The 12397-nt window shown below is 59.5% G+C and carries 15 protein-coding genes; 12 read left to right on the top strand and 3 right to left on the bottom strand.

The genetic code is table 11. The features are described from left to right. Positions 1-48 precede the first annotated feature (48 nt). The 8 genes from QZ383_RS03250 to QZ383_RS03215 all read left to right on the top strand — a co-directional run bounded on the left by QZ383_RS03250 (position 49) and on the right by QZ383_RS03215 (position 6252). Positions 49-1002 (top strand): DMT family transporter, encoded by a 954-nt coding sequence (locus tag QZ383_RS03250; protein ID WP_291442998.1) that lies wholly within the window; start codon positions 49-51, stop codon positions 1000-1002. Positions 1003-1102: 100 nt separating this feature from the next. Then, entirely contained in the window at positions 1103-2179 is a 1077-nt protein-coding gene (locus QZ383_RS03245; protein ID WP_291442996.1) for a dihydrodipicolinate reductase, read from the top strand. Between the two features lie 144 nt (positions 2180-2323). Next, positions 2324-2674, top strand: a complete 351-nt coding sequence (locus QZ383_RS03240; RefSeq protein ID WP_215647979.1) for a NifB/NifX family molybdenum-iron cluster-binding protein — start codon at positions 2324-2326, stop codon at positions 2672-2674. Positions 2675-2680: 6 nt separating this feature from the next. Next, the gene (locus QZ383_RS03235; protein WP_291442992.1) at positions 2681-3586 is read left to right on the top strand and encodes an ATP-binding protein; all 906 of its coding nucleotides are present in this window, start codon (positions 2681-2683) and stop codon (positions 3584-3586) included. Continuing rightward, positions 3579-4502, top strand: a complete 924-nt coding sequence (locus QZ383_RS03230; RefSeq protein ID WP_291442990.1) for an ATP-binding protein — start codon at positions 3579-3581, stop codon at positions 4500-4502. Before QZ383_RS03235 ends, QZ383_RS03230 begins: the two co-directional genes overlap by 8 nt. A gap of 12 nt (positions 4503-4514) precedes the next feature. Then, entirely contained in the window at positions 4515-4892 is a 378-nt protein-coding gene (locus QZ383_RS03225; protein ID WP_192112333.1) for a NifB/NifX family molybdenum-iron cluster-binding protein, read from the top strand. Between the two features lie 6 nt (positions 4893-4898). Next, positions 4899-5264: a response regulator receiver protein gene (locus QZ383_RS03220; RefSeq protein ID WP_291442985.1), complete on the top strand. Its 366-nt coding sequence runs from the start codon at positions 4899-4901 to the stop codon at positions 5262-5264. A gap of 271 nt (positions 5265-5535) precedes the next feature. Continuing rightward, positions 5536-6252: a DUF134 domain-containing protein gene (locus QZ383_RS03215; RefSeq protein WP_291442983.1), complete on the top strand. Its 717-nt coding sequence runs from the start codon at positions 5536-5538 to the stop codon at positions 6250-6252. A gap of 108 nt (positions 6253-6360) precedes the next feature. On the opposite strand, the gene QZ383_RS03210 is transcribed toward QZ383_RS03215, so the two are convergent. Next, positions 6361-7137 carry a MipA/OmpV family protein gene (locus QZ383_RS03210; RefSeq protein WP_291442981.1) on the bottom strand — a complete coding sequence of 259 codons (777 nt, stop codon included), beginning with the start codon at positions 7135-7137 and terminating at the stop codon, positions 6361-6363. A 120-nt stretch (positions 7138-7257) separates the two neighbouring features. On the opposite strand from QZ383_RS03210, the gene QZ383_RS03205 reads away from it, so the two are divergent. Continuing rightward, a complete protein-coding gene (locus QZ383_RS03205; RefSeq protein ID WP_291442979.1) occupies positions 7258-7857 on the top strand; it encodes a TetR/AcrR family transcriptional regulator in 600 nt (199 codons plus the stop codon). A 56-nt stretch (positions 7858-7913) separates the two neighbouring features. Here the strand turns inward: QZ383_RS03205 and QZ383_RS03200 are convergent, their stop codons facing one another. Beyond that, entirely contained in the window at positions 7914-8378 is a 465-nt protein-coding gene (locus QZ383_RS03200; RefSeq protein WP_291442977.1) for a YccF domain-containing protein, read from the bottom strand. A 162-nt stretch (positions 8379-8540) separates the two neighbouring features. Further along, positions 8541-9599, bottom strand: coding sequence for a phosphoribosylformylglycinamidine cyclo-ligase (gene purM / locus QZ383_RS03195; RefSeq protein ID WP_291442975.1), 1059 nt, complete (start codon positions 9597-9599; stop codon positions 8541-8543). Between the two features lie 143 nt (positions 9600-9742). Between purM and QZ383_RS03190 the strand changes: the two genes are divergently transcribed. The 3 genes from QZ383_RS03190 to QZ383_RS03180 are packed head-to-tail and all read left to right on the top strand — an operon-like array spanning position 9743 to position 12392. Then, complete coding sequence (locus tag QZ383_RS03190) at positions 9743-10882, top strand: hypothetical protein (protein WP_291442973.1); 1140 nt, start codon at positions 9743-9745, stop codon at positions 10880-10882. Positions 10883-10884: 2 nt separating this feature from the next. Then, entirely contained in the window at positions 10885-11889 is a 1005-nt protein-coding gene (amrS, locus tag QZ383_RS03185; RefSeq protein ID WP_291442972.1) for an AmmeMemoRadiSam system radical SAM enzyme, read from the top strand. Beyond that, the gene (locus tag QZ383_RS03180) at positions 11889-12392 is read left to right on the top strand and encodes a cob(I)yrinic acid a,c-diamide adenosyltransferase (protein ID WP_291442970.1); all 504 of its coding nucleotides are present in this window, start codon (positions 11889-11891) and stop codon (positions 12390-12392) included. Before amrS ends, QZ383_RS03180 begins: the two co-directional genes overlap by 1 nt. Positions 12393-12397: the final 5 nt, after the last annotated feature.

Raw genomic sequence — 12397 nt, 5'->3', positions numbered from 1 at the left:
CGCCTACTGTGGACGCAATTATATTGCTGCAAGGGGTAGGGGTGAAAAATGGAAAAACCAGCAAGTGTGGAAAGGCCGCTGGAAGCGCACGGGCCTGGATTGGGGAACGGATACGCGACAAACTCGGCTCAAAAGCGTCTAAACTGGCGGCACGTGGCTGTGGGCGTGTGCTTTAGCGTTATCTGGAGTTCAGCCTTTGTGGCGGGCAAGATTGTGGTGACGGAAATGGGGCCATTCGTAAGCCTGTTTTACCGTTTTGTGGGCACCGTTTTTGTGCTTGGCCTCTTGTGCGGCAAAAGCCTGTGGGGGCCGCAGGCGGGCAGGGCGCTGCGGGCTGGATTTGTGCTCGGCCTGCTGAACAACGTGGCCTATCTGGGGCTGAGTTTCTCCGCCCTGCAACTGGTCTCGCCTCCCTGGGTTGTGGTCATTGTGTCCTGCTCGCCCTTTGCCACCCTTATGCTTGGCGTTGCGCGCAGGCTGGAATCGTTTAGTGCGGCAAAGCTGCTGGGCTTTGGCCTGTCGCTGGCTGGCATTGTGCTCATGGTGGGCGTGAGCAAGCTTGAGGCCGGGGCCGTTCAGGGGCTGCTGCTGGCTGCCGGGGCAACTGTGGCATTTTCCGTAGGTGCGGTGCTCTTTCGCGGCAGATACAGCAACATGCCGCTGCTGCCGGTCAATTTCTGGATGTCAGTCTGCGCCATGCTTTGTTTTGCCCCAGCTGCTATGCAGAGCAGCGTGACGCCTCTTGCGGTTTCCATTCCGGCCCTGCTGGCGCTGGGCTGGCTTGCTGTGGTGAGCCTGCTGGGCATGGCCCTGTGGCTGTTGCTCATCCGTACGCAAGGGGCATCCACTGCGGCTGCGTATAACATGCTCAATCCCCTGAGCGGACTGGCCCTTTCAGCTTTGTTGCTGGGCGTGCCCATCCTGCCCACCGATGTGGCGGGGGCTGCCGCCATTGTGGCAGGCCTTGCAGTGGCTCTGGGCGTGAGGCTGCCAAAGCGCTGATTTTTCAATCCGTGATATGCTTGTTTTTTCACAAGCGGCGCGTATGGTAGAACTGAAAGCGTATTTCAGGTAGCGCGCATTCCAAACCAGGAGGAAACTCATGAGCAAATTGCGGATTGCCCAGTATGGTTGCGGAAAGATGTCCAAGTATTCCATGCGATACGTGTACGAAAAAGGCGCGGAAATCGTAGCTGCCTTTGACGTGAATCCCGCAGTGATCGGCCGGGATATCAGTGCAATCATTGGCGGGCCGGAGCGGGGCGTTGTGGTGCATCACGCTGATGAGGCCGACAAGGTGTTGGCCGCGCTCAAACCCGATGCCTGCATCATCACCACCATGAGCCTCATGCGCGACATTGTGGATGCCCTCATGGTCTGCGCCAGAAATGGCGTCAACGCCATCACCACCAATGAGGAAGCCATCTTCCCCATGAATTCTTCGCCCGCCATCACCCGCGAGGTGGATGCCATGGCGAAAAAAACGGGCTGCACGGTTTGCGGTTCCGGTTATCAGGACGTGTTCTGGGGCAACCTGATTGCCACCCTGGCCGGGGCCATGCATACCATCAACAAGATCAAGGGCAGCTCCAGCTACAATGTGGAAGACTACGGCATCGCCCTCGCCAAGGTTCACGGCGCGGGGCTTGACCTGCCCGCTTTTGAAAAGGAAATAGCTTCAGCAGACGCCATTTCGCCCGCAGAGCGTCAGCAGTTGATTGAGCGCGGCGAGTTTTTGCCCTCCTATATGTGGAACGTCAACGGCTGGCTGGCTGAGCGTCTGGGCCTTACGGTCAAAAGCCAGGTGCAGAAGTGCGTGCCCCAGACCCACAGCGCCGAGTTGCGCTCTGAAACGCTGGGTATGACCATCCCTGCCGGGCATGCCACAGGCATGTCTGCCGTGGTGACCACAGAAACGGCGGAGGGCATCGTTATCGAGAGCGAATGCGTGGGCAAGGTTTACGCCCCCGGCGAGGTTGACCGCAACGACTGGACGCTCATGGGCGAGCCGGATACGCAGGTGGTCATTACCCGTCCCGCCACGGTTGAACTGACCTGCGCCACCATCGTCAATCGCATACCCGACCTTATTAACGCCGCGCCGGGCTACGTGACCACTGACCTTATGCCGGTCAACAGCTACAGGGTAAAGCCTCTGGATCATTACGTGCACAAGTAGTTTCTACATCCCCCCCGGGCCGCCTTGTGGGCGGCATGTCCGCCGTATCAGCAAAAGTTGGTGCGGCGGATTCTTTATTGTGTTGACATTTTTGCGTACAGGATTATGCTCATTTGAGCAAAAATGACGAGCAAGGGAGTAGCCATGAAAGTAGCCGTTTCAAGCGAAGGGCCGGGGCTGGAATCGCAGGTTGATCCACGGTTCGGCAGGGCTGGCGGATTTGTGATCGTGGATATGGACACCATGCAGGCAGATTATGTGGACAACGGCGCATCGCAGGCGGCGGCGCAGGGTGCTGGCATTCAGACTGCTGAGCGGCTGGCTGGTCTGGGTGTGCAGGCCGTCATGAGCGGCTATGTGGGGCCCAAGGCTTTTACGGCCCTCAAGGCGGCTGGCCTCGACGTGTATCAGGACATGGACAACCGCAGCGTGGGCGAAGCCGTGCGCTGTCTTGCCGATGGCTCGGTCAGCCCAGCCACGGCTCCCAACAAGTAGGCTCGTATGCGCATTGTGATTGCCAGCGGCAAAGGCGGCGCGGGAAAGACCACCGTAACCGCCTGCCTTGCAGGACAGTGGGAGCGCGACTTGTTGCTTGTGGACGCGGACGTGGAAGCGCCCAATCTGCACCTTTTGCTGCACCCAAGTCTCGCGGAGCCCGAATCGGTTTATCTTGAAGTGCCGGAACTGGTGGAGGAAAAATGCACGGGCTGCGGCGCATGCCGCCCCATGTGTTCCTACGGGGCCATTGCCATGATGGGTGCAAAGCCCATGTATTTTCAGGATATGTGCCACGGCTGCGGCGGCTGTTTTGAGGTGTGCCCGGAACAGGCGCTACGCGTGGCGCAGCGGGAGCTTGGCGCCCTGCTGCAGGGTTCTGTGCCCGCTGGCAGCAAAACACTCCCCTTTCTGATGGGCCGTACCCGCGTGGGCGAGGCCATGACTCCGCCCCTCCTGCGTGCTCAGGAGCGCAAGCTGGCAGAATTGCTTGCGGGGCATCCCTCTGACGTACTCATGGACGCTCCCCCCGGCGTGAGCTGCCCGGCCATGACGGCGGCTCGCGGCGCGGATGCCGTACTGCTGGTGGCGGAACCAACCCCCTTTGGCTTTTATGATTTCAAGCTGGCGCATGCGGCCTTTGCGCAGTTGGGGCGGCCCGTTGCCGTTGTGATGAACCGCGTGGGCATGGAAGGCAATGCCGATTGTGAGAATGAACTGCGCGCATGGTGCGCGGGCGCAAAACTGTCCATACTGGCAGAACTGCCCTTCCAGCGCGAGGCCGCCCACGCCTATGCCCACGGCTTGCCGCCCACGGAAGCGCAGGGCGCGACGGGTCAGGAATGGCGGCAGCGCTTTGCAGAACTTGCCGTCAAACTGCGGGAGTTTGCCAAGGGGGCCAGCCATGCGTGAGATAGTTGTTATCAGCGGCAAGGGCGGTACGGGAAAGACCACCGTCTGCGCCGCATTTGCCGCGCTGGCCCATGCGCTGGGGCAAAAGGCCGTACTCTGCGACCTGGATGTGGACGTGCCGGACATGCACATTCTGCTGGACCCGCAGGTGCAGCAGAAGGAAGTTTTTATTTCCGGTAATACGGCCCACATCAATCCTGATCTGTGCACCGCCTGCGGGCGCTGTGCCGATCTGTGCCGTTTTGATGCCGTGCGGCTTGAAGATGGCGTGTACACCATAGACGAACTGGGGTGCGAAGGTTGTGGTGTGTGCCACAAGCTTTGTCCGGTGCATGCGGTGGAATTCCCTGAACGGCGCTGTGGCGTGTGGTATGTCAGCGACACCCGCTTTGGACCTTTTGTGCATGCGCAGCTCGATCCCGGGCAGGAAAATTCCGGCAGGCTTGTGGCCCTGCTCAAACGTCAGGCCCGGGACAAGGCAACCCAAATGGGCGCAGACCTTGTGCTGTGCGATGGCTCGCCGGGTGTGGGCTGCCCTGTGATCAGCTCCCTTTCCGGTGCGGCACTGGCCGTGGCCGTGGTAGAGCCAACGCCTTCGGGGCGGCATGACTTTGCCCGCGTGGCGGAGCTGTGCGCGCATTTTCGCATTCCCGTGGCGGTGCTTATCAACAAGGCCGACCTGAACGCGGAGGAAGCCGCCCGCATACACGCCGTGGCCGCAGAAGGCGGGCACCATGTGGTGGGCGAACTGCCTTTCAGCCCGCTGGTCACGCAGGCCATGGTGCGGCGGCAGGCTCTGACCGAAGAAATTTCAATCCTTACCCAACCCCTTGCCGAAACACTGGCTGCAGCCTGGGAGTGCGTGTGCGCTTTGGCTGCGCAACCGGGGCGGCAAGGCGGCATAAACCACCTGTAAAAGGAAAGCATCATGAGCAAGACGATTCTGGCGATTCCTTCGCAAATGCCCGGCGGCATGGATTCCGGCATGGGTATGCATTTTGGACATTGCGATATTTACACCATCGTGGAACTGGAAAACGGGCAGGTTGCCGCCCAGTCCACCCTTGAATCCATCCCGCATCAGCAGGGCGGGTGCATGGCCCCGGTGCAGTATCTGGCCTCCCACGGCGTCAATGCGCTTCTGGCTGGCGGCATGGGTATGCGCCCCCTCATGGGTTTCAACCAGATGGGTATCAGCGTGTACTTTGCAGGCAACCAGCCCACCGTGGGCATGGCCGTGCAGGCATTTTGCCAGGGCAAACTGACGGAATTCACTCCCGAGCACACCTGCGGCGGCGGGCATTAAGCCGTTATGAAGCGCTCCATTCTGTTGCAGACAGGGCGGCCCGCAGTTTTTGCCGCCTTTGTGGCGGAGCTTGAAAGCCAGGGCTGCGCCGTAACCACGGTTGCTGATGCCGATGCCTGCAAACGCTGCGTGCAAAAGCAGGCCCCTGCGCTGGTGATGCTGGATGCCACCTCGCAGGAGCAGGCGAAGCAGGATGTCATCGGCATCATGCGTGTGAATGCGCTGGTGCATACGGCGGTTGTCAGCGAAATGCCCGAGGATGTTTTTCATGACGTCATGGAAGGCCTGGGCATTCTTGCCTCGCTGCCGACCACGCCCACAGCGGACGATGCGCGTCGCGTGATGCGCCTGCTGACGGAGCTTCAGGCCTGATAAAATGATAGCCGCCACGCGCGGCAGGTTTTACTGTTCCCGCAAACCATTGCCCGTACCCTTGGTTTGCCTGGTGCCTTGGGCGCGCGCTGCCTGCGCGCAAGCAGCCTCCGGCCCTCGGGAAGCATGGCCGGGCCTGAACCGGGTTTACCCCTCCCTGTTTTGGCCCGGTCATGCGCAGAGCGGCAGGTGTGCATGACCACGGCTTGCGCCACTTGCGCGAGGCGTGGCATTGGCTTATTCTCAAATAAAACCATATTACTGGGAAATTATGCCAAGACCTTGCCATTGCAGGCGCGTGAGCGCCTTGCCAAAAAACAGATGTTTCAAGCCCAACGGTATTCCCCTGCACGAACTTGAAGAGGTCGTGCTGTCGCTGGATGGCCTGGAAGCCCTGCGTCTGGCCGACTTTGAAGACCTTAACATGGATGCCGCCGCAGCCCGCATGGGTGTTTCGCGGCACACCTTTGGCAGGCTTTTGAAGCGCGCGCGGCGCAGCGTGGCTCAGGCTCTGGTGCAGGGGCAGGCCCTGCGCATTGAGGGCGGGGTGTGCGCTGTGGATGCGACTGCCGAGGGGGCGGAAAGCGAGGTTGCCATGCCGGGCGGGCTGGTGGTGGCCGTGCCAAGCATTGCCCCTGGCGGGCCGGATGCCGCGCCCAACGCGCATTTTGGCCGATGTCAGTTCTATACCCTTGCCAGGGTGGAAGACGGCAATATCGGGGCGGTCAGCATTCAGCCCAATCCCATGCATCAGGGCGGGGATTGCGCCGGGCCGGTACAGGCCTTGCTGCGTCTTGGTGTTGGCGCTCTGCTCGCGGGCGGCATGGGCATGAGGCCCCTGCGGGCTTTGCAGGAGGCGGGTATAGCCGTGTATTACAATGCCAATCTGCCTACAGTGGCCGACTGTCTTAACGCCTTTGCTGCGGGCAGGCTTGTTCCCTTCGGCCCCGGACATCTTTGCCAGGGCGGTTGCGCTTCTGAACGGTAGGGCAGTGCAGGTCGCAGCAAAGGCCCGCACATTTCTGCCCGTTCAGAAAGCGCCCTTGGTGATGACCCGGCGGCAAGCCGCCGGGAAAAATGGTAATGTCCTACTGCTCTAGAATGCGTAAAGAAAGCCCCCGCTCAACGAATACTTGTTGTTGCGTTCAACCATGGGGCTGTCGGTTATTTCCTGTCCCAAAAACTGACTTTTCCCACTCACAAACGCGCTCCAGCTTTCTGTAAGGCCGACGCGCAAGGTCAGTTCAGCATAAGGCGAGAGGGCTGATTCCGGCGAGTAGTTGCTCAGACCGCTGGCTCGGGCCTCGCTCTTGCTCACACCGTAATAATAGTCGTTGTAGTTCACGTCAGTCCACTGCACGCCTGCCGTGGGGGTAAGCGACATATTGGCAAAGCGGATGGGGTAGGAATAGGAGGCATCAGCCATCACGCCCTTGTTCACGCCCAGCGCATCGGTGGAAAGGGTGGCGGCCAGCACGCCAAGCTCGGTGCGCAGTCGGTAGTTGATGCCAGCCATGGCAGAAGCATAGCGGTCATCAAGTTTTTTCATGCCCGAGTTGTCGCTCCATGAGGCATAAAAATGCTGCGGCAGATACGAAAGCTGCACGTTGACCTCATGGTATTCGTTCTTGAACAGGTGCACGCCGCCGCTCAATCCCCGCAAATACAGATATTCGCCTTCATATCCCAGCAAGGGCAGGGCCGTGCCCAGCCTTTCCACTCCCTTATATTCCGAGGTGGAAACAGTGCCGCCAATGCCGAGGTTGAATCCCCATCGGTTGCTGTCGGTCTTGCCTTCTTCCGCACGGACTGAAAAAGCCGTTAAAAGAAGAATGGCTAATGCCGCCAAGCACGACAATCCCCGTATTTTCATGAATCCTCCCGTGCAACAAAGGCATTGCACTTTTTATGGAAAATCTGTAATCAATTGATTACTCAAAAGTAGCCTCATGAAACCAACTGTGTCAAGTCGCAGTAACCATAGGGGATAGCAATGGCTCCTGAACGTAAACCAGCCACAGGCCCGCAGCGCAAACGCAATGCCGCAGAAACCAGAAACCGTCTTTTGCAGGCGGCGCGAAGGCTCTTTGCCAAAGCCAACTACGGCAACGTCGGGATACGGGAAATCGGCGCGGCGGCCGGGGTAAACCCGGCACTCATCAGCCGCTATTTTGGCTCAAAAAGAAATCTTTTTCTTGAAGTGGCGTCCATTCTGAATTCAGAAGGCATTGAGGCCCTGCCTGATGTGCCGCCTATGGAAAAAACCAGCATGGCCATGGGCAGCATTCTCTCTGGCGGAGCGCAGAGCGCATGGGCCACAGATTTTCGCATCACTGCTCTTTCTGCGCTGGACCCCAATGTCTCGGACGTGATGGCAAAAACCTACGACAATATCCGCCAGCACATCATGGAGGTGCTGCCCGGCGAGCAGGCGGCCACGCGGGCAGAGCTGATACTGGCGCAGATCATGGGGGCTTCAATGGTGGTTAATCTGCTGCGCGGAGCGGATTCGCCCAGGATTGACATTGAGTACATGAATAAATTTTATGCAAAGCAATTGGCGGAACTGTTCGCCTGCCAACCCGCTGACTGAAGCTGCGTCAGCTCCGCGATTTTTGATCACGTGGTGATGCGGCAAAGCGAACTTTACTAGCGCCCGTCGCGGAAACCTCGTTCTGCTGCTGCGCGTTCGGCAGCATCGGCCAGGGGCGCGGGTACAATGGTCTTGCCGATGGGGCAGAGGGCCAGCGCGGCGAGTTTGACGTGCTGCCACGCAAAAGGAATGCCGATGATGGTCACCGCGCACATGACGGCGGAGACCAGATGCCCAAGGGCAATCCACACGCCAGCCAGCACGAGCCATATGATGTTGCCCACCGTGCCCCATGGGCCGGTGCCTACATCCGGCTTGCCGGTGAGCACATCGCGCGCAACGGGCATTTTGCCAAAGGGGAAGAAGGCAAAATTGCCCATGACAAAGCATGCCCTGCCCCAGGGAATGCCTACGATGGAAATAAAGCAGAGCACCCCGTATAGCCACCAAACAAGGCCCATGACAATGCCGCCGCACAAAAACCAGATGGCGTTTCCAAGGCAACTGATGGCGCTGTTCATGATGTCCTCCTGAAGTGGCCGTGCGGGTTTCATGCGGCTATTGAACGCTGATTATGTCAACGCAAAGCCAAAAAGAAAAGCAGTTTGAAACGAAAGGGCCGCCCGGTGATGCTGGGCGGCCCTTTATAATCTGGGCTAGAGCAGATAAATAATGACCATGCCCTAGAAGTTGATGATGACCTGTTCCTGTTCGTCATCCTTGGAGCGGCGGGCTATTTCGCCTATGGACCATGCCCGCAGCTTGAAGGCCTGAATGCGGTTGATCGCTTCCTCGGCCTGATCGGCGGGCACCACCAGCACATAGCCGATACCGCCATTGAATATTTGCAGAATTTCCGGCCAGCTGAGGTTGCCCGCTTCCTTAAGCCAGTTGAAGACGGGGGCCATCTGCCAGCTGCCAAAATGGATGCGCGCTTCCACCTGGGCGGGCAGTACGCGGGGAATATTGTCGTAAAAGCCGCCGCCGGTGATGTGGGCCATGCCCTTGACGTTCATGTCGCGCAGCAGGGATCGCACCGCTTCCACATAGATGGTGGTGGGCGTCAGCAGCACATCGCCAACGCTGGCTCCATCCCCGCCGGGGAAGGGATCGGTGAGGGAAAGGCCGCTCTGGTCAAGCACCTTGCGGGCCAGGGAAAAGCCGTTGGAGTGCAGGCCCGAGGAGGCGATGCCGATGATCTTGTCGCCCACCTGAATGCCGGAGCCGTCAATGAGCTTGGCATTATCCACTATGCCCACGCAAAAACCGGCAAGGTCATACTCGCCTGGCGCGTACATGTCGGGCATTTCAGCGGTTTCTCCGCCAAGCAGGGCGCACCCGGACTGACGGCAGCCCTCGGCCACGCCGCCAATGACGGTCTGGGCGGTTTCTACGTCAAGCTTGCCGGTGGCAAAGTAGTCAAGAAAAAACAGAGGGTTGGCACCCTGAACCAGAATGTCGTTGACACTCATGGCCACAAGGTCGATGCCCACAGTATCGTGCTTGTTGCAGGCAAAAGCCAGTTTGAGCTTGGTTCCCACGCCATCGGTGGAAGAAACAAGCACAGGTTCGGTCATGCCGTTGAGGTCAGGCCGGAACAGGCCGCCGAAGCCGCCAATATCGGAAATGACGCCTCTGGTCTGCGTGCTCTGAACCATGCCTTTGATGCGTGAAACGAGATCGTTTCCCGCCTCAATATCAACGCCTGCCTGAGTGTAGGCTTTTGCGCGGTCGCTGGACATCCGTTGCCTCCTTTGAATCTGCGCTACATACCACAGGTTCTTTCAAACCCCAAGCGACTTTTTGAGGCCCTGCCCGCGCGTTTTTTCATAGACCGGCTTGCTCGCCACTGTTAGAATAAAGTCGGAGGGGTAAGGAGCGTGCCATGCGTAGATATGCCGGATTGTATATTTTCTGCGCCGTACTGACGTTCGTTTGTTCCAGCGCGTCCCTTGCTGCGGATGGCGCTGCGGAATACCGCGCGCCTGTCACGGGCGTGAAGCTTGGCCCAGTGCAGGCGGCTCAGCCTGAACAGCCTGCTGCGCCAGGTCAACCATCTGTAGAAAAGCCTGCTGCGCTGCAACCCGCAGGCCAGCAGCCGGGTCAGCAGCCGGGGCAATCGGCGGGCCAACAGCCAAATCAACAAGCGGGCCAACAGGCGGCTGGGCAGTCACCTGCTTTACAGTCTGCCGCCTCGGGGCAGCCGACCCCTTGGCCCAGCGCCGGGGGCATGGCTCCCTATTCCTCTTTTGGTTCCCTGCCGGGGCCAGCGGAGGCTCCTGCCCCTGCCCCTGCCCCTGCTCCCTCTGCGGCCCCTGTGCCAAATCCTGCCACCGTGCCACCACCTGCGCCTGCCCCGGGCTTTGCCCCCGAGTATGCCCCAGGTTACGGGCCTGGCTATGCGCCTTATCCTGCGCCAGCACCTGGCTGGCAAGGACAGGGCGACAGTGTTGTCTCAGGCACAGGGCAGCTCCAGGGGGAAAATTTCAACGACAGGGGCATCGCGACCCAATATAGAGATCCGCAGACTGGCGACATCGTTACCTCTGTGGTGCCGCCCGCTCCCCCGGACCAGCAAAATTACGGCACTTTTTTTGTAGCTCCGCAGATTTATCCCGATGGCAACCACTGGGGGCCTAATCCGTATGGCCCCATGCCCAGACCCGGTGGGCCTTCGTGGCCGGGGCAGCAGAACATGCCTTCGGTTATCTGGCAGCCCGCGCCGCAGCCAGATCATAACAGGCATCGCCATGATGACAGGCGGCATGACGACAGACCTTATGATGATCGGCAGTATGATAATCGTCGGTATGATAACAGGCCGCACGATGGCCGTTACGATGGCCCGCGCCGCGATCAGCATGATTCGCGCGATGGTGGCTACAATGGCCCCAGCAGGCCCCGCGACAACAACCATGACCAGCGGGGAGATGACAGGTATAACCCGCGCCCCGGCAGTCAGGGCGATTCACAGTATGACCCGCGCGGCGCCGACAGGGGCCGTGATGGAAGGGAGAGGCGTTGAGCATGCTTGCCGCGCTTTGGGATTCTCAGCCTGACGGCACTGTTGTGTGCCGTCTGTGCGCTCACCGTTGCCGCCTCCGCAAAGGGGCCAAGGGCATTTGCGGGGTGCGCGTCAACATGCGGGGAGAAATGGTTTCTCTAGTCAGCAAGGTCGTTACCGCTGCTGCAATGGATCCCATTGAAAAAAAGCCTCTTTACCATTTTTTGCCCGGCAGCAAGATTTTCTCTGTCGGCAGCGCCGGATGCAATTTTTCCTGCCATTTCTGCCAGAACAACAACATAGCCCACGTGCCGGAAAGCGGCATAGTGCCCGGCAAGCGCGCTGCGCCAGAAGATCTGCTGGCCCTGGCTCAGGCCAACCGCGCCCAGACCATGGCCTTTACCTACAACGAGCCCACAGTCTTTTTTGAATTGCTTTACGAGACAGCAGGCATGGCGGCCAAAAAGGGCATACGCAGTGTGCTTGTGACCAACGGCTATATGTCCAAGGACTGCCTGGCGGCCCTGAGCCGATGTATCTGCGCCGCCAATGTGGATTTGAAGTCATTCAGCGAAGCCTTTTACCGCAAATATTGCGGCGGGCATCTTCAGCCTGTGCTGGAGAATCTGAAAGCCATCAAAAAACTTGGTTGGTGGCTTGAGGTCACAACCCTGGTTATTCCGGGTCTCAATGATGGGCAGGCAGAAATGGCAGAGCTTGCAGCATTTATCCGTGACGAGCTGGGGCCGGATACGCCGTGGCATGTGACGGGTTTTCACGGCGCGCACCTGATGATCGACCATCCGGACACGCCGCTGGCAACACTTGAGGCCTGTTGGCGCATCGGGCGCGAGGCCGGTTTGAATTATGTTTATATAGGAAACACGCGCAGCCCCTTGGGCAGTAATACGTTTTGCCCGGAGTGCAATGCGCTGGTTATTGAACGGAACGGATACGACACGCGGGTGCGGGGCGCAGAAGGCAAGTGCCCCAAGTGCGGCGTACAGATCCCGGGAGTCTGGAAATAATGATTCTTGTGTATACTGGTGACGGTAAAGGAAAAACCAGCGCCTGCGTGGGGCAGGCCGTGCGCGCCATGGGGCAGAATCTAGTTGTGGCCTTTGGGCAGTTTATGAAGCGCGATGGGCAGGCGGGCGAGCAGGCCATGCTTGCCAAACTGCTTGGAGAGCGTTTTTTTGCCGGTGGGTTGGGCTTTTTGCGTACCGATGCAGAGCGCCCCGCGCACCGTGAGGCCGCCCTTCGGGTGCTCGGTTGGGCGCGCGAGCAGCTTGAGCAGGCAGACATGCTGGTGCTGGACGAAACCCTGTATGCCCTGAGCGCCGGGATACTTGAGCAGCAGGAGCTGGAAGAACTGATAGCGCAGGCCCGCGCCGGGGATTGTCACCTCGTGCTGTCTGGCCGCAGTGCGCCCGAGTGGCTCGTGGATGCAGCAGACCTTGTGACCTCCATGACCGAAATCAAACATCCCTGGCGCACGGGCGTCAAAGCCTCCCCAGGCATAGAATTTTAGCCTCT

It is taken from the genome of Desulfovibrio sp. (genome assembly GCF_019422935.1).
GTDB lineage: Bacteria > Desulfobacterota > Desulfovibrionia > Desulfovibrionales > Desulfovibrionaceae > Desulfovibrio.
This window is presented reverse-complemented; position numbering and strand designations above follow the sequence as displayed.

Excerpts from the sequence above, each read along its gene's own strand:
- QZ383_RS03250 (WP_291442998.1), top strand. The coding sequence starts at position 49 with ATGGAAAAACCAGCAAGTGTGGAAAGGCCGCTGGAAGCGCACGGGCCT.
- QZ383_RS03245 (WP_291442996.1), top strand. The coding sequence starts at position 1,103 with ATGAGCAAATTGCGGATTGCCCAGTATGGTTGCGGAAAGATGTCCAAG.
- QZ383_RS03240 (WP_215647979.1), top strand. The coding sequence starts at position 2,324 with ATGAAAGTAGCCGTTTCAAGCGAAGGGCCGGGGCTGGAATCGCAGGTT.
- QZ383_RS03235 (WP_291442992.1), top strand. The coding sequence starts at position 2,681 with ATGCGCATTGTGATTGCCAGCGGCAAAGGCGGCGCGGGAAAGACCACC.
- QZ383_RS03230 (WP_291442990.1), top strand. The coding sequence starts at position 3,579 with ATGCGTGAGATAGTTGTTATCAGCGGCAAGGGCGGTACGGGAAAGACC.
- QZ383_RS03225 (WP_192112333.1), top strand. The coding sequence starts at position 4,515 with ATGAGCAAGACGATTCTGGCGATTCCTTCGCAAATGCCCGGCGGCATG.
- QZ383_RS03220 (WP_291442985.1), top strand. The coding sequence starts at position 4,899 with ATGAAGCGCTCCATTCTGTTGCAGACAGGGCGGCCCGCAGTTTTTGCC.
- QZ383_RS03215 (WP_291442983.1), top strand. The coding sequence starts at position 5,536 with ATGCCAAGACCTTGCCATTGCAGGCGCGTGAGCGCCTTGCCAAAAAAC.
- QZ383_RS03210 (WP_291442981.1), bottom strand. The coding sequence starts at position 7,137 with ATGAAAATACGGGGATTGTCGTGCTTGGCGGCATTAGCCATTCTTCTT.
- QZ383_RS03205 (WP_291442979.1), top strand. The coding sequence starts at position 7,258 with ATGGCTCCTGAACGTAAACCAGCCACAGGCCCGCAGCGCAAACGCAAT.
- QZ383_RS03200 (WP_291442977.1), bottom strand. The coding sequence starts at position 8,378 with ATGAACAGCGCCATCAGTTGCCTTGGAAACGCCATCTGGTTTTTGTGC.
- purM (WP_291442975.1), bottom strand. The coding sequence starts at position 9,599 with ATGTCCAGCGACCGCGCAAAAGCCTACACTCAGGCAGGCGTTGATATT.
- QZ383_RS03190 (WP_291442973.1), top strand. The coding sequence starts at position 9,743 with ATGCGTAGATATGCCGGATTGTATATTTTCTGCGCCGTACTGACGTTC.
- amrS (WP_291442972.1), top strand. The coding sequence starts at position 10,885 with ATGCTTGCCGCGCTTTGGGATTCTCAGCCTGACGGCACTGTTGTGTGC.
- QZ383_RS03180 (WP_291442970.1), top strand. The coding sequence starts at position 11,889 with ATGATTCTTGTGTATACTGGTGACGGTAAAGGAAAAACCAGCGCCTGC.